The sequence below is a fragment of the Litchfieldia salsa genome, from assembly GCF_900104555.1.
GTDB classification, from domain to species: Bacteria; Bacillota; Bacilli; order Bacillales; family Bacillaceae_L; genus Litchfieldia; species Litchfieldia salsa.
Genome location: NZ_FNJU01000003.1, coordinates 85,542 through 106,483 on the forward strand (window position 1 = coordinate 85,542; position 20,942 = coordinate 106,483).

Annotated in this window: 26 protein-coding genes; 17 read left to right on the top strand and 9 right to left on the bottom strand. The window is 35.4% G+C overall.

Annotated elements, in window-relative coordinates; all coding sequences use genetic code 11:
• Positions 1-212: 212 nt before the first annotated feature.
• Both BLQ56_RS07260 and BLQ56_RS07265 read right to left on the bottom strand, forming a co-directional pair.
• Positions 213-977, bottom strand: a complete 765-nt coding sequence (locus BLQ56_RS07260; protein WP_090851672.1) for a TatD family hydrolase — start codon at positions 975-977, stop codon at positions 213-215.
• A 2-nt stretch (positions 978-979) separates the two neighbouring features.
• Positions 980-2,164 (bottom strand): alanyl-tRNA editing protein, encoded by a 1,185-nt coding sequence (locus tag BLQ56_RS07265; RefSeq protein WP_090851675.1) that lies wholly within the window; start codon positions 2,162-2,164, stop codon positions 980-982.
• 319 nt (positions 2,165-2,483) lie between these two features.
• On the opposite strand from BLQ56_RS07265, the gene BLQ56_RS07270 reads away from it, so the two are divergent.
• From BLQ56_RS07270 to BLQ56_RS07330, 13 genes are all read left to right on the top strand, one after another.
• The gene (locus BLQ56_RS07270) at positions 2,484-3,197 is read left to right on the top strand and encodes a phosphoadenylyl-sulfate reductase (RefSeq protein ID WP_090851677.1); all 714 of its coding nucleotides are present in this window, start codon (positions 2,484-2,486) and stop codon (positions 3,195-3,197) included.
• Between the two features lie 22 nt (positions 3,198-3,219).
• Positions 3,220-4,299, top strand: coding sequence for an inorganic phosphate transporter (locus BLQ56_RS07275; protein WP_090851679.1), 1,080 nt, complete (start codon positions 3,220-3,222; stop codon positions 4,297-4,299).
• 52 nt (positions 4,300-4,351) lie between these two features.
• On the top strand, positions 4,352-5,503 hold the full coding sequence (gene sat, locus BLQ56_RS07280; RefSeq protein WP_090851682.1) for a sulfate adenylyltransferase: 1,152 nt from the start codon (positions 4,352-4,354) through the stop codon (positions 5,501-5,503).
• A 16-nt stretch (positions 5,504-5,519) separates the two neighbouring features.
• Positions 5,520-6,119 carry an adenylyl-sulfate kinase gene (cysC, locus tag BLQ56_RS07285; RefSeq protein ID WP_090851685.1) on the top strand — a complete coding sequence of 200 codons (600 nt, stop codon included), beginning with the start codon at positions 5,520-5,522 and terminating at the stop codon, positions 6,117-6,119.
• A gap of 187 nt (positions 6,120-6,306) precedes the next feature.
• The gene (gene cobA, locus BLQ56_RS07290; protein ID WP_090851687.1) at positions 6,307-7,080 is read left to right on the top strand and encodes a uroporphyrinogen-III C-methyltransferase; all 774 of its coding nucleotides are present in this window, start codon (positions 6,307-6,309) and stop codon (positions 7,078-7,080) included.
• A complete protein-coding gene (locus BLQ56_RS07295; protein ID WP_090851690.1) occupies positions 7,080-7,862 on the top strand; it encodes a sirohydrochlorin chelatase in 783 nt (260 codons plus the stop codon). Before cobA ends, BLQ56_RS07295 begins: the two co-directional genes overlap by 1 nt.
• Positions 7,843-8,442: an NAD(P)-binding protein gene (locus BLQ56_RS07300; protein ID WP_090851693.1), complete on the top strand. Its 600-nt coding sequence runs from the start codon at positions 7,843-7,845 to the stop codon at positions 8,440-8,442. The genes BLQ56_RS07295 and BLQ56_RS07300 overlap by 20 nt, the downstream gene beginning before the upstream one ends.
• A 130-nt stretch (positions 8,443-8,572) precedes the next feature.
• Entirely contained in the window at positions 8,573-8,824 is a 252-nt protein-coding gene (locus BLQ56_RS07305; RefSeq protein WP_090851696.1) for a hypothetical protein, read from the top strand.
• 209 nt (positions 8,825-9,033) lie between these two features.
• Complete coding sequence (locus BLQ56_RS07310; RefSeq protein WP_090851699.1) at positions 9,034-9,396, top strand: putative zinc-binding protein; 363 nt, start codon at positions 9,034-9,036, stop codon at positions 9,394-9,396.
• A 77-nt stretch (positions 9,397-9,473) separates the two neighbouring features.
• Positions 9,474-9,704, top strand: coding sequence for a hypothetical protein (locus tag BLQ56_RS07315; protein WP_204381071.1), 231 nt, complete (start codon positions 9,474-9,476; stop codon positions 9,702-9,704).
• A 168-nt stretch (positions 9,705-9,872) separates the two neighbouring features.
• On the top strand, positions 9,873-10,931 hold the full coding sequence (locus BLQ56_RS07320) for an LLM class flavin-dependent oxidoreductase (RefSeq protein WP_090851704.1): 1,059 nt from the start codon (positions 9,873-9,875) through the stop codon (positions 10,929-10,931).
• A 140-nt stretch (positions 10,932-11,071) separates the two neighbouring features.
• Positions 11,072-11,527: a helix-turn-helix transcriptional regulator gene (locus BLQ56_RS07325; RefSeq protein WP_090851708.1), complete on the top strand. Its 456-nt coding sequence runs from the start codon at positions 11,072-11,074 to the stop codon at positions 11,525-11,527.
• Positions 11,528-11,580: 53 nt separating this feature from the next.
• Positions 11,581-12,726: a PstS family phosphate ABC transporter substrate-binding protein gene (locus BLQ56_RS07330; RefSeq protein WP_090851711.1), complete on the top strand. Its 1,146-nt coding sequence runs from the start codon at positions 11,581-11,583 to the stop codon at positions 12,724-12,726.
• A 100-nt stretch (positions 12,727-12,826) separates the two neighbouring features.
• On the opposite strand, the gene BLQ56_RS07335 is transcribed toward BLQ56_RS07330, so the two are convergent.
• Positions 12,827-14,074, bottom strand: a complete 1,248-nt coding sequence (locus BLQ56_RS07335; protein WP_090851714.1) for a glutathionylspermidine synthase family protein — start codon at positions 14,072-14,074, stop codon at positions 12,827-12,829.
• Positions 14,075-14,166: 92 nt separating this feature from the next.
• Between BLQ56_RS07335 and BLQ56_RS07340 the strand changes: the two genes are divergently transcribed.
• On the top strand, positions 14,167-14,610 hold the full coding sequence (locus BLQ56_RS07340; RefSeq protein WP_090851717.1) for a hypothetical protein: 444 nt from the start codon (positions 14,167-14,169) through the stop codon (positions 14,608-14,610).
• A 77-nt stretch (positions 14,611-14,687) separates the two neighbouring features.
• Here BLQ56_RS07340 and BLQ56_RS07345 read toward each other — a convergent pair whose 3' ends face one another.
• The 6 genes from BLQ56_RS07345 to BLQ56_RS07370 all read right to left on the bottom strand — a co-directional run bounded on the left by BLQ56_RS07345 (position 14,688) and on the right by BLQ56_RS07370 (position 18,727).
• Positions 14,688-15,086, bottom strand: a complete 399-nt coding sequence (locus tag BLQ56_RS07345; RefSeq protein ID WP_090851720.1) for a DUF350 domain-containing protein — start codon at positions 15,084-15,086, stop codon at positions 14,688-14,690.
• A gap of 36 nt (positions 15,087-15,122) precedes the next feature.
• On the bottom strand, positions 15,123-15,680 hold the full coding sequence (locus BLQ56_RS07350) for a hypothetical protein (RefSeq protein WP_090851723.1): 558 nt from the start codon (positions 15,678-15,680) through the stop codon (positions 15,123-15,125).
• 52 nt (positions 15,681-15,732) lie between these two features.
• Positions 15,733-16,050: an aminotransferase yhxA gene (locus BLQ56_RS07355; RefSeq protein WP_238457205.1), complete on the bottom strand. Its 318-nt coding sequence runs from the start codon at positions 16,048-16,050 to the stop codon at positions 15,733-15,735.
• Positions 16,051-16,236: 186 nt separating this feature from the next.
• A complete protein-coding gene (locus BLQ56_RS07360) occupies positions 16,237-16,647 on the bottom strand; it encodes a hypothetical protein (RefSeq protein ID WP_090851725.1) in 411 nt (136 codons plus the stop codon).
• A 30-nt stretch (positions 16,648-16,677) separates the two neighbouring features.
• Positions 16,678-17,646: an NAD(P)-dependent alcohol dehydrogenase gene (locus tag BLQ56_RS07365; RefSeq protein WP_090851728.1), complete on the bottom strand. Its 969-nt coding sequence runs from the start codon at positions 17,644-17,646 to the stop codon at positions 16,678-16,680.
• A gap of 310 nt (positions 17,647-17,956) precedes the next feature.
• Positions 17,957-18,727: a class I SAM-dependent methyltransferase gene (locus BLQ56_RS07370; RefSeq protein WP_090851731.1), complete on the bottom strand. Its 771-nt coding sequence runs from the start codon at positions 18,725-18,727 to the stop codon at positions 17,957-17,959.
• Positions 18,728-18,859: 132 nt separating this feature from the next.
• Between BLQ56_RS07370 and BLQ56_RS07375 the strand changes: the two genes are divergently transcribed.
• From BLQ56_RS07375 to BLQ56_RS07385, 3 genes are all read left to right on the top strand, one after another.
• Entirely contained in the window at positions 18,860-19,735 is an 876-nt protein-coding gene (locus BLQ56_RS07375; protein ID WP_090851734.1) for a LysR family transcriptional regulator, read from the top strand.
• A gap of 61 nt (positions 19,736-19,796) precedes the next feature.
• Positions 19,797-20,123, top strand: coding sequence for a YnfA family protein (locus BLQ56_RS07380; RefSeq protein ID WP_090852890.1), 327 nt, complete (start codon positions 19,797-19,799; stop codon positions 20,121-20,123).
• 40 nt (positions 20,124-20,163) lie between these two features.
• On the top strand, positions 20,164-20,913 hold the full coding sequence (locus BLQ56_RS07385) for a class I SAM-dependent methyltransferase (protein ID WP_090851736.1): 750 nt from the start codon (positions 20,164-20,166) through the stop codon (positions 20,911-20,913).
• Positions 20,914-20,942: the final 29 nt, after the last annotated feature.

The following is a 20,942-nucleotide window of genomic DNA, read 5'->3' on the forward strand; positions in this document are numbered from 1 at the left end:
AAAGGCTGTTTTCGTATAGATTGTTGCTTTTAAAACCGCAGGCTGAATACACTTCGCGTCCGGCGGGTGACCAGTGAGCCTCCTCGTCGCTCATGCTCCTGTGGGGTCTCACTTTGGCCACTGGTCCCGCAGGAGTCTACGTGTATTCAGCCTGCTTGTTATTGCAATTTCAAAGTTATATGTAAAACAACAAACTTTGAGAAAACAGCCTTTTAACAAGAAACATTATATAGTCTATTAACATTTTTCATTGTCATTTCAACAAATTCGTAAATAGGTTCATTCTTTAATTTTGCAACAATTGGGACAACCTCGTTTAGAAATAAAGGTGAGGTTGTCCTGTTTGCAAAAGGACCATTAAAAGGCCAGGGACCATCCGTTTCGAGTAACAACCGTTCTGTTTGGATATGGGTGACAAGTTGCTGGTCTCTTTCACGATATACAACTTCCGGTGTTACTGAGACATAGTAGCCTTGATGTGTGATCTTTTTTACAAGTTCCTTAGAAGCCTTTAACCAATGAAAGTGTGCTTTCTTTATTTCATTGTTGATTAATAAATGATAAACAATTTCAGCATGCTCATGAACAGCGTGTAAAACCACTGGTAGATCTTTCTTTTTAGCTAAAAGAATCATGTTCGTTAGAAATTCTATATAATGTTCGAGTGAATGTACGCGTTCTTTTAGAGAATAGTAGGGAAGACCAACCTCACCTATGGCAGAAATTAAATGTTGCTCCGTATGTAAAAGTTGTTCCCATTCCATCAGATCCTGCCTGCATGGTAGCTCCTGCTCAGGATGAAATCCAATGGCCGCAATGATAAAATCAGGAAATTTACTCTTCCAATTCAAGGTTTTATAACTAGAATCAAGATTAGTTGATACAGCTACAATTTTTCTTATTCCAGCTTCCATCCATATGTGTATGTGCCTCTCAATATCTTTGTATTGATCAAGATGGATATGTGTATCAATCATATTTAAACTGCATTAAGTGAGTTAAGAATATTCTTTGCGGCTAATAGTGAAAATTTATTCATGTCTTCTATATCCTCAAAACTAGCTTGAGCACTTAATGCATTTCCACCACCCTTACCGTTAAAATTCTTTAAATGTTCTTTAAAGTACTGACCAGAATGGAAATGATGGGAACCATTGTGAGCGAGTAACATTTTCCTTTCTAGTTGAGATTGAAAAATAACGATGTAATTTTGATCTGTTAATTGACGAGAGAGTCTTTGGACATCTTTTATTGTTCGATCCTTGAATATGTAAGTTATTACATTTGATGTTTCAGCTTTTATTAACTCACTTGCAAAATGTCGATCATTTTCATCTGTGAGAGTTTCAACTTGTTTTTGAAGAGCTTTATTCTCATTTTCTAATTTTTCAATTTTAGATCGTAATGATTCACGATTACTACTGAGATGAGTTGAAATTTCATTGAGAATGTTTGAAGATTCTTGGTAATCCTGTAATGCTCGGTAACCACACTTGAAGTATACACGAACCATTCCTTTTTGCTTTTCCATTTTAACAATTCGAATCATTCCGAGCTGTCCAGTATGATTTACATGAGTCCCACAGCAGGCAGAGACATCAATACCGTTAATTTCAACGATTCGTATATCTTCTGTTACATCCGGTATTTTTCTTAGTGGGAGCTTCGATAATTCATCCTCTGTAACATAATAGGTCTTTATCTCTTCGTTTTGATAGATATAATGATTTACTCTTTGTTCAATTTCACTTTTTTCATGATCTGTTAGTTGAACGGTATCGATATCAATCGTGCAATACTCTGTTCCAAGATGAAAGCTCTTTGTAGCATAACCAAATTGTTCGATGATCACAGCCGAGAGTAAGTGTTGTCCTGTATGTTGTTGAGTATGATCAAACCTTCGCTTCCAATCAATTTGACAAGAAACTTCAAGTGTGTCGGGTTTTACTTCTAATTTATGAAATACTTCGTTATCTTCCTCAAATACATCAAGAACCTCTATATTATTAATAAGCCCTTTATCAGCGGGTTGTCCACCACCTACAGGGTAGAAAGCTGTCTCTTGTAGTTCAATTAAATAAAAATCTTCACGTTCAATAATACGCGTAATCGTCGTATTCCATTCGGTAGTAGTTGGTTGAGTGTAGTACAATTTTTCAGTCATATGAATCTCCTTTTATGAAAATAATCTGCTATTCTTTCATTGTACCTAAACATGATGGGATATCAAAAAAATATTGAAAAAATAATCAAAAAATTTATCCAGACTAATCCGATAAAAAAGGTTGACTTTAAGGTTGGATGTGATAAAATTTAAAAAACAATACAGCTAAGGAAAGCAGTAATTAGAATGGTTTCTATTCATGGAAGATGGTACATGATTTTTGTGAATAACCATTGCTTAAAAATAGGTACGAATACATAAAGTTGATTTGGAGCTTTGGGTCATTAGACTTGGTAGTTAGAGAGAGGAGAGTTTTGCTATGAGTCAGTTAGTAACCTTTAAGAATTTTAATGAGATTGAAAGACTTGATTTTGATATAGAAAATGATACAAAAGGGGCCTTAGAAGTCTTAAAATGGGCTTACGATCATTATGATGATGAAATTGTTTATGCTTGTAGCTTTGGAATAGAAGGAATCGTTATGATTGATTTATTATCAAAGGTGACAGATAAAGCGAGAATTGTTTTTCTTGATACAGATGTTCACTTTGACGAGACATACGAGTTAATCGAAAAGGTGAAAAAGAGATACCCAACCTTAACGATCGAATTAAAGAAACCTAATCTAACATTAGAAGAGCAAGCAGAGCAATATGGTGCAGAGCTTTGGAAAAGTGATCCAAATAAATGCTGTAGCCTAAGAAAGATTCAACCTTTAAATGAGGTTCTATCTGGTGTAACTGCATGGATATCTGGATTGAGAAGAGAGCAGTCAGAGTCAAGAAAGAACACAGATTTTCTTAACCTTGATCAAAGGTTTGAAAGTATAAAGATTTGTCCACTCATTCATTGGACATGGAAAGACATTTGGAGATACGCACATAAGCAAGAGTTAGACTACAACACATTACATGATAATGGCTATCCAAGTATCGGATGCAAGACCTGTACAAAACCAGCTTTTAACGCAGACGATATGAGATCAGGGAGATGGACAGGATCAAATAAAGTAGAATGCGGATTACACACATGAAACTAGAAGAAGGTAAACGAGGATGACATTTACAATAGCAGCTTGCATAATTGCTTTATTTTTTGCTATGAACATTGGAGCTAGTGGTGCAGCAGCTTCCATTAGTATTGCCTATGGATCAGGAGCAATTAAAAAACGAAAAAATGCTCTCATTATCTGTGCAATCGCCATTTTCCTAGGTGCTTTTATTGGGGGAAGTGAAGTAGTTAAAACAATAGGTTCTGGTATTGTGCCACAATCACTACTCTCAGTGAAAGTTGTTTTGATTATCTTAATTTCAGCTACTTCTTCCTTATTTATAGCAAATCTAATAGGAATCCCTTTATCAACAAGTGAAATCACAGTTGGTTCAGTGATTGGAGTCGGAATTGCACTACAGTCACTATATGTTCATAAGATATTAGTAATCATTAGCTTTTGGATTATTGTTCCTGTGGTAGGATTTACATTCGCTCTCTTTTTAGGAAGATTTATTCAGAAATTAGAAATTAAATATCCTCAAATTAAAGGAAAGAAGTACAAACCAATTATCACCATTTTTGTAATCGTTATTGGGTTCTTTGAAGCCTTCTCAGCGGGAATGAATAATGTTGCTAATGCAGTAGGTCCTTTAGTTGGAGCAGGAATTGTGTCAATGGAATACGGAATCCTTATTGGCGGGTTGTTTATTGCATTGGGTGTATTATTCCTTGGCGGTCGTGTACTTCAAACAAATGCAAAGAAAATTACTAGTATCTCACTCTTAGAGGGTGGAGCAATCTCTGGAACAGGAGCAATCCTAGTTATGATTGCCTCTGTGTTTGGTCTGCCAGTACCACTTACACAGGTTACCAGCTCGGCTATCATTGGAATTGGTATGGCGAAAGATGGTATGGACATCTGGAAAAAACAGGTTATAGCAAAAATACTTAAAGTTTGGGTAGTTTCCCCGGTTTTCTCAATGGTCATTTCCTATGGGTTAGTGAAATTGTTTATAGATGGGGATTTATATACATTAGTTATTTTAGTAGGAGTTTGTGCTGCAACGTTAGGAACCATTAGCTTGATTAAAACAATTAAAGAAGACCAACGTCAATATCAAGAAAATGGTGGGGGAATTTAGTAATTTTAAACCAAGTAAAAATATATGAATAATAAAAATAGGAGGAATAAAAATGTCACAAAGCATACCACATGGAGGAACTCTAGTAAATCGCTGGAATCCAACTTACGATATCAAAAGTATTGAGAAGGAAATTGAGTTAGATATAATCGCTTTAAGTGATCTTGATTTAATCGGTACTGGGGCATATAGTCCAATCGAAGGCTTTATGAGTCAAGAAGACTATGAATCTGTAGTGGAAAATATGAGATTAGCTAATGGTGCTATTTGGAGTATACCTATTACTTTACCAATAGATGAAACGATTGCTAAGGATTTCTCAGTTGGTGATAAAGTGAAATTAGTAAGAGATGGAGAAGTATATGGTGTTATTACCATTACAGATTTGTTTACTCCTGATAAAGAAAAAGAAGCTAGTCTTGTGTATCGTACAACAGATTTAGCTCATCCAGGTGTTAGTAAATTATTTGACCGTGGAACAGTGTATATTGGTGGACCCATTACTGTTGTCAAGAGAATTGAGAGAGACAAATTTGAACGATTTTATTTAGATCCAGTTGAAACAAGAGAAGTCTTCAAATCAAAGAACTGGAATACTGTTGTAGGTTTTCAAACTAGAAATCCAGTCCATAGAGCACATGAATATATTCAAAAAACAGCACTTGAAACAGTTGATGGATTATTCTTAAACCCGTTGGTTGGCGAAACAAAGTCAGATGACATCTCTGCAGAAGTAAGAATGGAAAGTTATCAAGTGCTTCTTAAAAATTACTACCCAGAAGATCGTGTTTATTTAGCTGTATTTCCTGCAGCAATGCGTTATGCTGGCCCAAGGGAAGCGGTCTTCCATGCAATGGTACGAAAAAATTATGGTTGTACTCATTTCATTGTTGGACGTGATCATGCAGGGGTAGGCGATTATTACGGAACGTATGACGCTCAGCTTATTTTTGAAAACTTCACAGCTGATGAGCTAGGTATTTCCTTATTATTCTTTGAACATAGCTTCTATTGCAAAAAATGTGAGAGCATGGCTTCAACAAAAACGTGCCCACATGACAAAAGTGAGCATATGATTTTATCAGGTACAAAAGTAAGAGAGATGTTAAGAAATGGTGAAGTTCCACCAAGTACATTCAGTCGTAAAGAAGTAGTTGAAGTACTCATTAATGGCCTGCAACGAGAATCTGTAGGTGTTCGATAAAGGAGCGTAAGGAATAATGGCTAAAAACGAAAATATAGTGTGGCATCAGGCTTCACTTTCCAAGCAAGCACGTCGTGAATTGAATAACCACCAAAGTTTTGTTCTATGGTTTACTGGCTTATCAGGATCAGGAAAGTCAACGATGGCAAATGCAGTAGCAAGCAAGTTATTCGAACTAAAGGCTCGAACGTATGTCCTTGATGGTGATAATATTCGCCATGGATTAAACAAAGATCTAGGATTTTCAGATGATGATCGAAAAGAGAACATCCGAAGAATTGGTGAAGTATCAAAACTTTTTGTAGATAGTGGCCAGGTCGTTTTGACTGCTTTCATCTCTCCATTCCAAGAAGACAGAGATCTTGTAAGAGAATTGTTGGAAGATGGCGAATTCATTGAGGTATTTGTAAAGTGTCCAATTGAGGCTTGTGAGGAACGGGATCCAAAGGGGCTTTATGTAAAAGCACGCCAAGGCATTATTCCGGAATTTACCGGAATCAGTTCTCCATATGAAGAACCAAGTAATCCAGAAATAGTGATTGAAACAGATAAAAATTCGGTTGAAGAGTGTGTGAATCAAGTCATAGCATATTTACAGGCTAATGAACTGATTTAGTAAGTGGACATTCATTGTTAAAAGATTTAGAAAATTTCAGTTTGCCACAAAACTTTATGGTATGATAAGAATACAAATGGGACCAACGAGGAAATTCTTGGTTTCATTTGTTTTTTTAGAATGATCAATACTACAAGTGAATTGGTGTAAAATAAGAAGTACATAAAAACGAATCGAGGGAGATTTCATGGGGAGAGTATACCTAGTTGGGGCAGGACCTGGAGATCCAGAATTGATTACCCTTAAAGGATTACGGTGTATCAAAGAAGCTGACGTAATCTTATATGATCGATTAGTGAACGAGGAATTATTAACACATGCAAAAGAAGGTGCAGAGCTTGTTTTCTGTGGCAAATCACCTGAATGTCATACATTACAGCAAGAAGCCATTAATCAATTATTAGTTGAACATGCTAAGAACGGAAAAGTTGTCACAAGATTAAAAGGTGGAGATCCCTTTGTTTTTGGTCGAGGAGCCGAGGAAGCCGAGGAATTATTTAATCATGGTATAAAATTTGAGATTGTTCCTGGGATCACCTCAGGGATTGCTGCGGCCGCATATGCTGGTATTCCAGTCACGCATCGTGATTTAAGCTCTTCATTTGCTTTTGTCGCTGGTCACAGAAAAAACTTTGAAGAAGATAATATCAGATGGGAAGGACTAGCAAAAGGTGTTGATACATTTGCGATCTATATGGGTGTAAAAAACCTTCCTTTTATCCAAAAAAAGTTTGTTGAGTTTGGGAAATCTGCAGATACCCCTGTAGCTGTCATTAATTGGGGGACTACGACTGTACAAAAAACGGTTGTCGGTACCTTAGCTAATATCGGTGATGTGGTTAAAACAGAAGGAATTGAAAACCCATGTATGATTATTGTGGGTGAGGTAGTAAAAATGAGAGAGAAAATTAAGTGGTTTGAGGAGTTACAACCAGTTTTTTCAAGTGAGGTTATTGAATAATGGAAGCAGTTCTTTATATTTGTCATGGAAGCCGAGTACCTAAAGCAAGTGAAGAGGCTAGATTTTTTATTGAAAAGTGTATGAGTAGACTTTCTGAGAAAGTGTTTTATCAGGAATGTTGTTTTCTTGAATTAGCAGAGCCAAGTATAGAAGATGCCTTTACTCGTTGTGTTGAAAAGGGTGCAACAAAAATATCAGCTTTGCCTATCCTGTTATTAACAGCAGGACATGCTAAAAGTGATATACCAGAGGAACTCATCAAAATGAAGAAAAAGTACCCACACATAACTATTCAATATGGTCGGCCAATTGGTGTTCACCCACAAATGATTGATATTGTTGAAGAGCGAATTAAAGACTCACAAGTTCAAATCAGCGAGAATTCAAGCATTTTGTTAGTAGGTAGAGGTGCGAGTGACCCAGAGGTTCAAAGAGATTTCTCAGAATTAGCCAACCTTCTGTCTAAAAAAACAAATCTATCTGTAGATATCTGTTACTTGGCTGCGTGTGAACCTAGTTTTGAAGAAGGATTACGTTTAGCAGGGCAGAGGGAAGAAAACCAAATTTTTGTAGTTCCATATCTCTTGTTTACAGGTATTTTAATGAAGACCATGGAAAAGAAGATAAAAACAATTAATAAAGAAATGAATAAAGAATTTATTTTATGTAATTATCTTGGGTATCATCAAATCCTTCAAGATGTTATTGTTTCAAGAGTACATGAAGTTATTGATAACACAGTCTTTAGCAAGGAGATTCTTGATGTTCCCCATCATGCTTGATTTAAAAGATAAGCATTGTGTTGTGATAGGTGGCGGGAAAATTGCTGCAAGAAAACTCACAACACTCCTTAGGTCAGGGGCTCAAATTACGGTTATTAGTCCTGAGATTTGTGACGAAATTAAATTTCTTGCTAATGAAAAAAAAGTGATTGTCTTCCAAAGAGATGTGCAGTATGAGGATTATCAAGATGCATTTCTAGTAATTGCTGCTACACACTCACTAGAAATTAATTCAACCGTTGCAGCCAACATAGGAACTAACCAATTATTAAATGTTGTTAATAAACATGAGCTTGGCAATTTTCATATACCAGCATCTTTTTCACGAGGCAAGCTACAAATCAATGTTTCAACTTCAGGTGCTAGTCCACATTTAGCCAAAAAAATACGAAATGAACTCATGAATAAGTATGATGAATCCTATGAAGCATATGTTGATTTTCTGTATGAGTGTAGACAGTCTATTAAACATATAGCGGATTTGAAGATAAAAGCATCGCTTCTTGAAGAGCTATTAGATGATAAATACCGATTATCAAAAGAAGAACGCCAACAATTTAAGAACAGAAATAACCTCTAAGTGGGAAAGACTTAGAGGTATTTCTGTTGGGATTGTTACTTAGTTTACGATAATAATGTTATGTAAACTAAACATAAAATTTAATGGAAAGGGAAGGCTAAGATTATTCTAATAAGAAGTGGTGAGCAGAGTGGATCAAATATTTTTAGGCGAAGTAACGAATAACGAATACTTATTAAAGCAGGTAAAGCAAATACCGACCCAATCAATCATGAAAAAAACGCAAATTCAAGCATTATCAGATTATTTGGCAAAAGTAGTTCACCATGATGAACAGCATATTATCACAATAAACGACCAACTACCGATTCGACTTAGCAATGATGAGGCCAATCAATTAATCAATGAATTAGAACAAATTGAGAAAACCTTGATTGAATAATGGTGTATGAACTGTCTCAAGATTATTTGAGATAGTTTTTTTGTTCAGAAAATTAAAAATAGTAACATACCTCACAGACGCAAAAAAACTAAATAACTTAAAGTGGATACTAAGTTATTTGGAGATGATACAGTCTTTCATGTTGTGGGAGCCCTCCTAATAATTTGTTTTTTAAAATTATGTAAGTGAAAGAGGAGGAAATGTTAGTAATGAAAAATACTAAATTACCACTTGTATATTCATGCTCTGGGTGTTCGTCAGCAGCTCAAACTGCTAATATGATTGCGATAAGAATGGATCGAGAAAAAGTGGCTGAGATGTCCTGTATTGCTGGAGTTGGAGGAGATGTAAAACCATTAGTTAGAACAGCCAAATCAGGAAGAGATATCATCGCAATTGATGGTTGCCCTTTGTCTTGTTGCAAAAGCACCTTGGCAAGGCATGATGTTCAGCCTAAGTACCATTTTAATTTGTTAGACTCTGATGTACCAAAAATTCAAGGAGAAGACCCAGATCCTAAGTTATTCTTAGATGCTTATAAACAGATTTTGGAACTGACTATTGTTAAGTAGGTAGGGAAGGTGTGGGTTATAACCTTTGTCGAGGATTCGTCATTAGAAGGGATGAAAGACAAAATTCGGTGAGTACTTTGGAAAAAGTCTTTCATCGAGGTTATGAAAGACAAAATCTGGTGGATCTTTTGGAAAAAGTCTTTCATCGAGGTTATGAAAGACAAAATCTGGTGGATCTTTTGGAAAAAGTCTTTCATCGGGCTGATGAAAGACAAAATCCACATGATCTTTATGAAAAAGTCCTTCATCGAGCCTATGAAAGACAAAATTCAATCGACCATACAAGAAAAAGTCCTTCATCAAGCTAATGAAAGACAAAATCAAGCCGAAATTCACTATAACGTACTTCTTCATGATAAGAAATCAATAAACATGAAGTTTGTCTTACTTTTTGATATTATTATCTAATATGTTGAATAGTAAGCTTAACTCAGCAATGGTTGAAACATGGGCATCATGAAGTAGGAGGCGTTTTAGTGGAAATAGGTATAAGTACTTTTGTAGAAACAACACCAGATGTTAAGACAGGGGAAGTGATCAGTCATGCTCAGAGGATACGTGAAGTAGTGGAAGAAATTGTGCTTGCAGATCAGGTTGGATTAGATGTTTTTGGTGTCGGTGAACATCACCGACAGGATTATGCAGCATCCTCTCCAGCAGTTATACTTGCTGCAGCAGCATCTCAGACAAAACGGATTAGATTAACGAGTGCTGTAACCGTATTATCTTCTGCAGATCCGGTCCGAGTGTTCCAAGACTTTGCAACATTAGATGGGATATCAAATGGACGAGCAGAGATTATGGCAGGTCGAGGTTCTTTTATCGAATCTTTTCCTCTATTTGGATATGATTTAAAGCACTATGAAGAATTATTTGATGAAAAATTAGAGTTGTTATTGAAAATACGTGATTCTGAAATCGTAAGTTGGAAGGGTGGACATCGCCCAGCAATTAACGAAAGAGGTGTATATCCAAGGCCTGTTCAAAATCCTCTTCCTGTCTGGATTGGTAGTGGTGGTAATTCAGAATCAGTTGTCAGAGCTGGTTTACTTGGACTTCCACTCGTATTAGCAATTATCGGAGGCAGTCCAATTCAATTTGCACCATTGGTTCAACTTTATAAGAATGCTGCTGCTCACGCTGGGCATGATCCTTCGCAATTACAAGTGGCATCACATTCTCATGGATTCATTGCGGAAGATACGGAGTTGGCAGCAGATCAATTTTTCCCTTCTACACAACAAGCAATGAATAAGATCGGAAGAGAGCGTGGATGGGGACATTATGATAGACATACCTTTGATGCTGCTCGTAGTTTCGAAGGTGCCCTCTATGTTGGAGACCCCAAGACAGTTGCAGATAAGATTATTCACTTAAGAAAGAATGTTGGAATTACAAGATTTATGCTTCATGTGCCTGTTGGTACGATGGCACATGAAGAAGTTATGAACGCAATCAATTTGCTAGGAACAGAGGTAGCTCCTCGAGTTCGAGATGAAATATCAGATTGGGAGAAAAACAACTCGAAAATGTAAATTATGTCATATAAAAATACAACCTTAGACTTGGTTGTATTTTTTTTTATAAAGAATAGGAAAATATTTCTTGTTAACGAGAGATAAAAGGTGTAAAATTACACTATTAGAAATAAAATGTTACATAAAGGGAGTTTGTTATGGATAAAGAACAACTTATAGAGCTTATATCAAAAAAAATTAGACTTATTCGGTTGGAAAAAGAATATTCACAAGACAAAATGGCCGAAGTAATGGGGATATCAAAGAAAACACTTGTTCAAATCGAGAAGGGACGTTCCTTAGCTGGATGGACAAATTCAGTCGCGATTTGTGCGCTGTTTAGAGACAGTGAAATCTTGCAATCTATATTAGGTGATGAACCATTAGAGGTCATTGAAACAATTGCCCATGATGGAATTAATCGTCCAAAGGATAAAACGATGGGAGGTAGAGTGTGGTGGAAAGAAATTGAGACTAATGGGGAATTTCGATTGCAACAAAATCTTATCAGTCATCATTTCCGTATTTTAGATAGCAAGGATTATCGGTGGTTTAGTACATTCGATAAAGATGAAGCGAAGATTCGATTTTCTGAATTATGTAGAGGAGAATAAAAGTTTTTGACTAATACAAAGCAAAAAACAAACCATATTTAGGAGGGATTTCAATGAAGATATTTGGTGTGATCTTAACGGTTATAGGATTTGGATTTGTTGGCTTTATTGCAACCATCATATCATCTCTTACTAGACATGCTGAATTTTATGTCCCGTTTGTCCCTACTATAACAATTGGAGTTATCATCATCATTATTCTAGCAATCTATGGAAAGTTAAAGAAAAAAGTAATAAAGACCAGCGCAATTGTTTTTGCTTCTTTATGTATTGTATCTGTTATTTCATATGAAAGTTATCAAGCATACCTTAAAAGCCTCGAAGTTGTAAGTACTCAAGATGTTGATTTATCAGAGTACAGTCCATATGCAGAGAATACAAAAGCTGTAAGCTTAAACGAGCCTGCTAGCTTGAAAATTGAGGCCAACTTACCTTGGTTAGATGGATCAACAGCACTCTATCCAGTCTATTCAGCTTTTGTTCAAGCAGTCTACCCAGAAAAAGAGTATCCCTTAGAGAATAGTGAAGTTGTCTCTACCCAAACAGATCAAGCTTATACTCGTTTACTAGATGGTGAAGTTGATATTGTCATTATGCCTGAGCCTTCCGAAAACCAAAAGAATCTGGCTGAGTTGAAAGGAATCGAATTATCAATGTCTCCGATTGGAAGAGAAGCTTTTGTATTTTTTGTTCATATTGATAACCCAATTAAGGAACTTTCTATTGAACAGATTCAAGGAATATATTCTGGAGAAATCACTAACTGGAGTGAGGTTGGTGGAAAAAATAAAGAAATTAGAGCGTTTCAACGTCCTGAAGAAAGTGGAAGTCAATCTGCTTTGTTAAGTGTAATGAATGGGAAACCCTTAATGGAAGCACCGTCTAAAGATATTGTCTCGGCAATGGGCGGTATTATTAAGGAAACTTCTAATTATAGAAACAAAAGTAACGCAATAGGGTTTTCATTCAGACATTTTTCACAGGAAATGGTTCAGAATGGAAAGATTAAAAATATTGCTGTAGAAGGTGTTTTACCTACTAAAGAAAATATTCAAAATGATACATATCCTATAGTTGCTGAGTTTTATGCAATCACTGCTGAAAGTGAAAATCCTCATCTTGAATCATTTATTGATTGGATGCAATCTGAGCAAGGACAGAAAATCGTTGATTTGACGGGGTATGTTCCCGTTAAGTAGCATTTTTAGAGCGTTTTAGTAAAGAAGGTTGTTTCATAAAAGCTTGGCACCACCTGGTAGTTGTGCCAAGCACCTTCCTTTTGGTAAAAGTTATACAATCTTATTTCTCATATCCCACCGGTAAAAAGTAACTAAGATTGTTAGTGATTTGTTGTCCAACTCGAAAGCCAAATGCACTTGGAGAACCATTTAAAAGAAACGTTCCAATCATATAGTGGCCTTGTTGTTCACCTGCTTCTGTTCTGATGGTTGTTGTTGGTAAATCAACAAACTGTTGGTAAACAGCAATATAATTTGTGTAACTCTTATTATGATCTTCTTCTATTTTAGTTCCTGCCTCATCAAAGATTTCAATCGTATCTCCTTCACGACCAAAGACTGGTTTTTTAACATATTTGATTTTTTCTTCTATAAACCGATCCGGCTCTAAGTATGTAGGTAGAAAATGATCTTCTATCCAACCATGTTCTTCTTCAGTAAAAAATGGAGATGATTCCTCGTGTAATCCCCAGATGACGGACATCATTGCTTTATTTTGCATTAAAAATGCACTTGGGGGGTTAAGGATGAGTAATTTATGTTCATCCACTAATTCAAGAAGTTGTTCACCAACCTTGTCATTGGTTGTAGGATCCTGGTCTAAGATCAAACTTTCGATAGGAAAGGTTTGTCTATAAAGGATATCAATCACATTACCATTAGGATCAAGTAATGCTTCTCCTTTGATAATTCGAAGTTGATCTAATGAAACATACTGTGAAGGGCTAACAGTTAGTTCTTTCAAATAGAGAACTGTCTGACGATCTTCAATATTATCACTATGAGAAGTAAATACGATGTTCGGAGAAGGTTTTCCCAATCTACTCGTAGCACTAGAAATCGCTCGATTTATTGCCGTTTTCAGACGGGCTTCTTCGTATTCATTTGGATTTTTACAATTAAACTCCTGACATATGTGCTCATTAACCTTGAACAGTTCATATATAAATGTAGGGGTATCTGCATTAAACTCTAGAAGCTTATGTTTACCATTCACAATGACTGAATCGAATCGGCTAATGACTGTTGGAAAAGGAGATCTTCTAAGTCTTATTAATGAAAGAGTTTCTTTAGGATAGCCCATTTGTAGTAATGTATCGTCTGAAATTAAGTTGGATTGTAAAAGTTGGGCTGTTTTGAAAAATATGTGCCCTGCTTTTTTTGCAAATTCTCTTGTTTCAAAAGAGAATTGTTCATTTACCATTTTAATATCAAATAGACTGTATTCAATTCCATATAGATCAGGCCAATAATTAGGGAGCTTGGAATAAAATTGTTCTCTATTTCGCTTATGTTCAGATATGTCCATTAATAAATAGCTCCTTGCTGTACAATTTCTATTTTTTAAAATGTATAATAGAAGTAAGCTTTTAAGTAGATAAGTAATTTAGGAGGAAGTCTATGATTCACTCACTCGTTTATTATATCAAAACAGGATCTTCTCATGAGCCATTTTATGAATATAAAAAGGGGGCTATCAATGAAGATGAAATCTATGCAAGACAGCTCTGTGAATATTTCATAAAAGATGGCAAAGAATATGAGCTTTACTCGAATGAAATGAAAAGTAGTGACGAGGTCTTAATCATTCAAGAGAAAGGGATTGTAGAAACTTTCTCTGATGAAAAAACCTACAATGCTGGTATTCATTTAGAAGTCCGCCAATTTAAGAATATAGGGGAAATGTCATTGTTACATACCTTTCATTTAAACACTCATTGGGAAGTAATGAGATATCTATTAAAAGATATCATTGATATTCCAGGACTGCGACAAATGGTTAGAGATTCAGCGGAAATTGATGAGGACCGTAGATGCTATGTGATATATGTGACGGATATATAACCTTTTAAAATAGTGCAAAGCCCCGGTATATTCTTAATAAACCATTTTTTAAAAATACAGGGGCTATAGTTATTCTGTTAATAAGTTAAGCAAGCTGATACAATCCAGCCAATTGATAATGATAGTAACAGTAATAAAATACCCACTGCTTTATTATCCTTTTCAATAGCTTCTGAAATGTTAAAACGAAAAGTTATAAGTTCTGCTCCAATAAAGAATACAAGTTGTGCAAGTAAACCAACGAATCCCCAGATAACCATATCTAGTAGTGACACAGAATGTGTGATTGCAGAACCAATAACAAATGCAATACCAAAGAGTTTGCCTCCGAAAGAAAGTGCTGCAGCTTGATTTCCCTTTGCGATTAGCTGAAATTCTTTATGACGCGTAACCAGTGTAATCACCAGCATAGCCACAATAAATACACCGAACGCAGTTAGAGCGTAAATTGAAAAATTTCCTAACAATTCATACATAAGACCAATTTCCTCCCGTCCATCTTCATACCTAAATTATCCACCTGTTGTGCTTGATCCACTTCCAAAACCACTACTTGTTTTACTGCTGTTTACTGTTGTTGAACTTGAACTAGAGCTACTTGAACTAGAACTACTAACTGAAGACTTATTTGTATTTGTAGTACTAGAACTGTTTGAAGTTGCTGGTTTGTTTGTAGTGGTGTTCGTATTATTTTTTTGAGTTGTCGTATTATTTGAAACTGCTTGTTTAGTAGTATTATTAGTTGTGGTCCTTGGCTTTATTTTGTTATAAATCATATTTTTATCTTTATAATAAGTACCATTATAATAATAATGACCAAAGTAATCGGAATCATCATCTTCACAATAAAAGAACTCTGATTCGTCATAGTCCTCGTATTCCCAATTGTTACAATAGGGATCGTCAGGTTCAATATAAGTAGAAGTATTCATGTTACCTGAATTAGTGCTAGTATTTTGTCCGGGTGAAGTTTGGACTGTATAAGAGTCCATTCTTGGTCCACAAGCTGTTAGCCCTGAGAGCAGAGCAACAGCTGAAATGCCTGCCATCATTTTTTTCGTTTTTTTCAAAGTGATCTCCCTTCCATTAATAATTGTGTGTAGAGATGAGGATTAAACGTAATCAACCTCCACTAAAACTACTTCCACTGCCAAAGCCTTTACCACCCTTAAAGCTTGAGCTATTTTTATAGTTTTGATAAGAGGGACTTTTTAAAAGCGATGCTTTATTACTATAGTAACTTCCACCGTAAAAATAATGTCCGTAATATGATGAGGTTGTCTCATCACATTCATAAACGCCGTCATCATCATCCCATTCCCACTCATCACAGTTAGAATCATCGGGTAGGGCTGGAGTATTATTTTGACACCCGACAATACTTGCAATCATTGCTACTGATGTTACACCTGCAAGCAACTTTTTTGTCTTACTTTCCAAGATGATCCCCCTCACAATTGGCTTCTTTCTTACTTACGAACATACTACCGTAAAGTTACATAAAAAGTAAAAAAGAGCATATCTTTACAATACCAATTTTTAATAGGCTAATCTAGTTAATTTTGGAAAGAATTTCTCGGAAATCTCAAAAGTAAGTGAACGCTCAATTGAAAAAAAAAAAGACCGCTATACCGGTCGATTAGTTCGATCTGTCCCTAGTCTAAATAATAAGATTGCAAGTAGAGTCGTTAATGGGGTCATTAACATTGTTTCGAGGGAAGATATTGATAGTAAATTGCCAATTGTATTAAGGACCATAATTCCAAACATGACCCATATGCAGACATTCACTGTTCGTCCAAATCTTCCTTTAAATAGATATCCAGCTTTTATAGCAATAATGATAATGAAAATGGTTTGTATCACAATTGATATAGTCTCAAGGGTAAGTAAATCAGCCTTACTATTTACTCGTCCACCCCATACAAAGTGATATGGCAAAATCTCTAGAAGGATCATTGCATGCATAAACAAAGCAAGTATATTAATAGTGAGGATGATATTGCTCGCAGATTTAACACTAATCAACTTTTGCATTTCCTACACTTCCTTTAAATTCTTCTATACTCACACAGTGATAACAACTTTCCCTTGTGAATGCCCTTCACCAAAATAATGAAAAGCTGCTTGAACTTCACTAAGTTTATAACATCTATCTATAACTGGTGTTACTTTTCCTGTTTCAATGAGATCTTTCATAATATAAAGATCGTTTTGGTTTGGTCTTTGTAAAAGGGTTCCAATATTCTGCTTTCCATTCATAGTTAGAAAAGGTCCTTGGATCAATGATTGAAGCAATTGAGACCCTGATCCCCCAACGTGAATAAAAGTACCATTATGGCTTAATACACGCTTATAAGCAGAAATAGAGTGTGATCCATTTACACCGAAAATCAGGTCATATCGTTTTGTGTTCTGGGTGAAATCTTCCTCTGTATAAACAACAACATAATCTGCACCAATTGCTCGAGTAATTTCAGCATTTCTTTGACTACAAACTCCAGTTACCTCTGCGCCAAATGATTTTGCAATCTGAACAGCGAAAGTTCCTACACCTCCAGAGGCACCATTAATTAATACCTTTTGCCCTGGCTTAATCCTACCTTTATCCCGTAGACCTTGTAGTGCGGTAACTCCAGCCATTGGAACAGCTGCTGCTTCTTCAAATGTAAGATTGGATGGTTTTGATGCTAATGCAGTTTCGGGAACAGAAACGTATTCGGCAAGACCACCCCAACCACAACCAGAAAGGTCACCGAACACTTCATCACCAGGTTGAAACTGCTTAACATCTTGACCTACAGCTTCAACTTGACCAGCTATGTCTCCTCCTGGGATGGAGTATTTTGGTTTAAGTAATCCAAAAGCTACACGGGCTAACAACGGTTCACCCTTTAAAAGAACCAAGTTACCAAAGTTCAAGGATGTTGCATGAATTTTTACCAAAACTTGATTTTTTAAAGGAATTGGTTTGTCTACCTCCATTATTTCTAGAACATCAGGTGAACCGTATTTGTTAGTAACGATCGCTCTCATTATTATCCCTCCCTCCACATTTTCTTTGCGTTCACTCAAACATAAATCGATAAAAGAATCAGATTAATACACAAAGCTTAATTGATTAGCTATGGAAGATTCTTACATGAAAAAGGGAAGTACCAAATAATAGTACGTAATTGGAGATGAAAAGATTCTAATGGTGGATAAATATTTTTTTGACCATAATTAAAATGTTTAAGTATTATAAAATTTTTCGTCCACTGATATGGGTTTGGGAATTTAGCATTTAACCCTCTGACAAAAGTAAAGTCATCTTTATTTGAACAATAGTTGGCTAATGAAAAATCTATTCTTTTGTTGCAACCACTCGAATTCTTTTATAATCCGCAATCCAATTACCATCAACAAACATACAGTCTTTTAAGTGATTTTCTACATTGTTAATCATTCTTTCTTTTGTTTCAGATGATACATCTTCAAACATACTTCCGGCAAACATTTCAATCCAATTTTTTAAACCTTGTTCACCCTTCAATGGAGTGGGGCGATCGAAATGATGAGCGAGTGTCACTTCGAAACCTACTTCTTCCATTAGGGTTGAATACTCACCTATACTTGGAAAATACCAAGGGAAAAGTTCTTTTCTGAATTGTATTCCTTCACTTCTAAATTGAGTCATGATAGCATCGGTTATTTGCTGTACATTTCCTTTCCCACCTAACTCTGCAACAAATCTACCTCCGGAAGCTAAGCCATGATAGATACATTGTAACGCTAGCTTCGGAGACTTTACCCAGTGAAGTGAAGCGTTTGAAAAAACAGCATCAAATTCCTCTTTGTAATTTAAATCGAGAACATCGATAACCTTAAATTCTATGTTGGGATATTTGGCACTTGCTTGACAGACCATATTTTCTGACTTGTCAATGCCTACTACATGAACGTGAAGCTGATGAAGTCTATTTGCTAAATCCCCTGTTCCACATCCAATATCAAGAATCTTTTCATCTTTCTTTGGATTCAATAAGTTTACTAAGTCATTTCCAAACTCAGAAACAAACGAGTGCATTCCATCATATAAATTAGCATTCCAACCATCTTTCTCTTTTTGATACATGTTTGTTTTCTCCTTGTCTATAAAATTTATTAATATAGATGTTTAATTGAATTATATGGGAGAGTGTATATAATTAATATTAACAAAAAAGGAAATTTTTGATAACGAATAGTTATTAGCAGGAGGGGTAGTTTGGATATAAGGTGGCTTAAAACATTTATCATTGCTTCTAAATATGAAAATTTCCGTAAAACCTCAGAAGATCTCTATTTAACTCAACCAGCTATTACAAAGCATATTAAACGACTTGAGGAACATCTTAATATTCAGCTATTTGAAAGGAAAGGGAAAACAGTTACTCTTACTGATGCAGGGTTTAAATTCCTTCCACATGCTAGAGAAATCATATCAAAGTATGAACATGGAATTGACAGTTTTGAATCATGGAAACAGGGATATGAACGCAAATTAGTGATTGCAGCAGCACCTCAAATAGCTTCATCATTTCTTCCATCATTATTAAGAAGCTTTATTGATAATCATCCTGATATTGAAGTGATTATCAATGTACTTAATTCTTTTGAAATGGGAGATGAAATTAGTGCTGGAAAAGCTGATTTAGGACTAACTAGACTACAACCATTACAACCAGATTTAAGCATAGACATTATTCATGAAGAGCCTGTCATCTTTGTTGGACCAAATGGTTATATAGAATCTACGAAACTAGTTGAGGAGGTCGTTTTATCACAATTTAGATTAATCACATATAATCATCCAGCATATTGGGATGAGCTATTACATGAGATAAAGACTTATTATCCAAGGGTTCAAACAATGGCCGTTAACCAAGTAGAAGTGACTAAAAAATTTATTGAGAAAGGTCTGGGTGTTTCGTATTTACCTCTTACAATGGTAAAAGAAGATATTGAAAAGAAAAGACTAGTACAGATTCATTCAGAAAAGATTAAAATGCCTATATCTGTTACTTATTTATTAACAAAAGTGGAAACAAGTGAAGTTAGAACATTTACCAAGTTTTTAAAAGAAGCAATAAAAGACATATAGAGCAAGAGGATAAAGATAAGTTAGTTGATTGAATTAATAAGGTAGTGTAGGAGTGATTTATATATTTACTGTCATTATTTTGTTTTTACTTGCAGGGATTGCTGAAATTGGTGGAGGATATTTGATCTGGTTATGGTTAAGAGAAGGGAAGCCATATTATTGGGGAATAGCAGGTGGAATCTCCTTAGCTTTATATGGAATCATTGCTACTTTTCAATCATTTCCGTCATTTGGACGAGTATATGCGGCTTATGGTGGTGTTTTTGTTATACTATCCGTTTTATGGGGATGGGGAATCGATAAGAAGACACCTGATTTATATGATTGGATTGGTGCAAGTATCTGTATTATTGGTGTTTCAGTAATGCTGTTTGCACCACGTCAATAGAATATAAAGTGCAATAAAATTTTCTTAAGAGGTGACATATTTGAATGAATTAGATTACAAGAAATTTTATGATAGAGTCGGGGCTTCAAATGGATGGAATTTTAGTCATTTAAGGTATGAGTCTGAAGGAGTAGAATGGGACTTTTTTGATGAAGTATCTAAAAGATGTAAATCATCGGATCTTCTATTGGATATTGGTACAGGTGGAGGAGAGAAAATCATAAAAATTGCTTCTTCACTACTTTTCTCAATTGGAATAGATTTATCAACTACAATGATTAGTAAGGCTCAATCAAATAAGAAAAATGCTGATGTGTCAAATGTCCGCTTTTTTAAGATGGATTCCGACAAATTGCAATTTCCTCCTGGATTTTTTGACGTGATTTCATGCTGTCATGCCCCTTTTAGCTCAACTGAATTAGCAAGAGTATTAGGAGACGGAGGAACTTTTCTAACACAGCAGGTCAGTGAAGGAGATAAATTAAATCTAAAAGAAGCGTTTGGAAGAGGACAATCTTTTGAAATCTCTGATGGCGCATTAAAAGAGAAATATAGAAGAGAACTTGAAGCTGCAGGTTTTTCAATTATTCAAATAGTTGATTATGATGCACCAGAATATTATCAAAGACCCGAAGATCTTATTTTTCTATTAAAGCATACCCCAATTATTCCTGACTTTGGAAACGAGGAGAGAGATTTTGATATTCTAAACAATTTCATAGAAGAAAATCGAAGTGAAAAAGGAATTTATACAAATTCTAAGCGGTTCATGATTATCGCTCAAACATAATCTTATGGATCATAGAGTCAGAGCGATAT

Coding starts and splice junctions, on each gene's coding strand:
- sat (WP_090851682.1), top strand. CDS start 4,352: ATGTCACAAAGCATACCACATGGAGGAACTCTAGTAAATCGCTGGAAT.
- BLQ56_RS07270 (WP_090851677.1), top strand. CDS start 2,484: ATGAGTCAGTTAGTAACCTTTAAGAATTTTAATGAGATTGAAAGACTT.
- BLQ56_RS07365 (WP_090851728.1), bottom strand. CDS start 17,646: ATGAGAGCGATCGTTACTAACAAATACGGTTCACCTGATGTTCTAGAA.
- BLQ56_RS07340 (WP_090851717.1), top strand. CDS start 14,167: ATGATTCACTCACTCGTTTATTATATCAAAACAGGATCTTCTCATGAG.
- BLQ56_RS07335 (WP_090851714.1), bottom strand. CDS start 14,074: ATGGACATATCTGAACATAAGCGAAATAGAGAACAATTTTATTCCAAG.
- BLQ56_RS07370 (WP_090851731.1), bottom strand. CDS start 18,727: ATGTATCAAAAAGAGAAAGATGGTTGGAATGCTAATTTATATGATGGA.
- cobA (WP_090851687.1), top strand. CDS start 6,307: ATGGGGAGAGTATACCTAGTTGGGGCAGGACCTGGAGATCCAGAATTG.
- cysC (WP_090851685.1), top strand. CDS start 5,520: ATGGCTAAAAACGAAAATATAGTGTGGCATCAGGCTTCACTTTCCAAG.
- BLQ56_RS07345 (WP_090851720.1), bottom strand. CDS start 15,086: ATGTATGAATTGTTAGGAAATTTTTCAATTTACGCTCTAACTGCGTTC.
- BLQ56_RS07300 (WP_090851693.1), top strand. CDS start 7,843: ATGTTCCCCATCATGCTTGATTTAAAAGATAAGCATTGTGTTGTGATA.
- BLQ56_RS07310 (WP_090851699.1), top strand. CDS start 9,034: ATGAAAAATACTAAATTACCACTTGTATATTCATGCTCTGGGTGTTCG.
- BLQ56_RS07260 (WP_090851672.1), bottom strand. CDS start 977: ATGATTGATACACATATCCATCTTGATCAATACAAAGATATTGAGAGG.
- BLQ56_RS07330 (WP_090851711.1), top strand. CDS start 11,581: ATGAAGATATTTGGTGTGATCTTAACGGTTATAGGATTTGGATTTGTT.
- BLQ56_RS07295 (WP_090851690.1), top strand. CDS start 7,080: ATGGAAGCAGTTCTTTATATTTGTCATGGAAGCCGAGTACCTAAAGCA.
- BLQ56_RS07275 (WP_090851679.1), top strand. CDS start 3,220: ATGACATTTACAATAGCAGCTTGCATAATTGCTTTATTTTTTGCTATG.
- BLQ56_RS07325 (WP_090851708.1), top strand. CDS start 11,072: ATGGATAAAGAACAACTTATAGAGCTTATATCAAAAAAAATTAGACTT.
- BLQ56_RS07360 (WP_090851725.1), bottom strand. CDS start 16,647: ATGCAAAAGTTGATTAGTGTTAAATCTGCGAGCAATATCATCCTCACT.
- BLQ56_RS07265 (WP_090851675.1), bottom strand. CDS start 2,164: ATGACTGAAAAATTGTACTACACTCAACCAACTACTACCGAATGGAAT.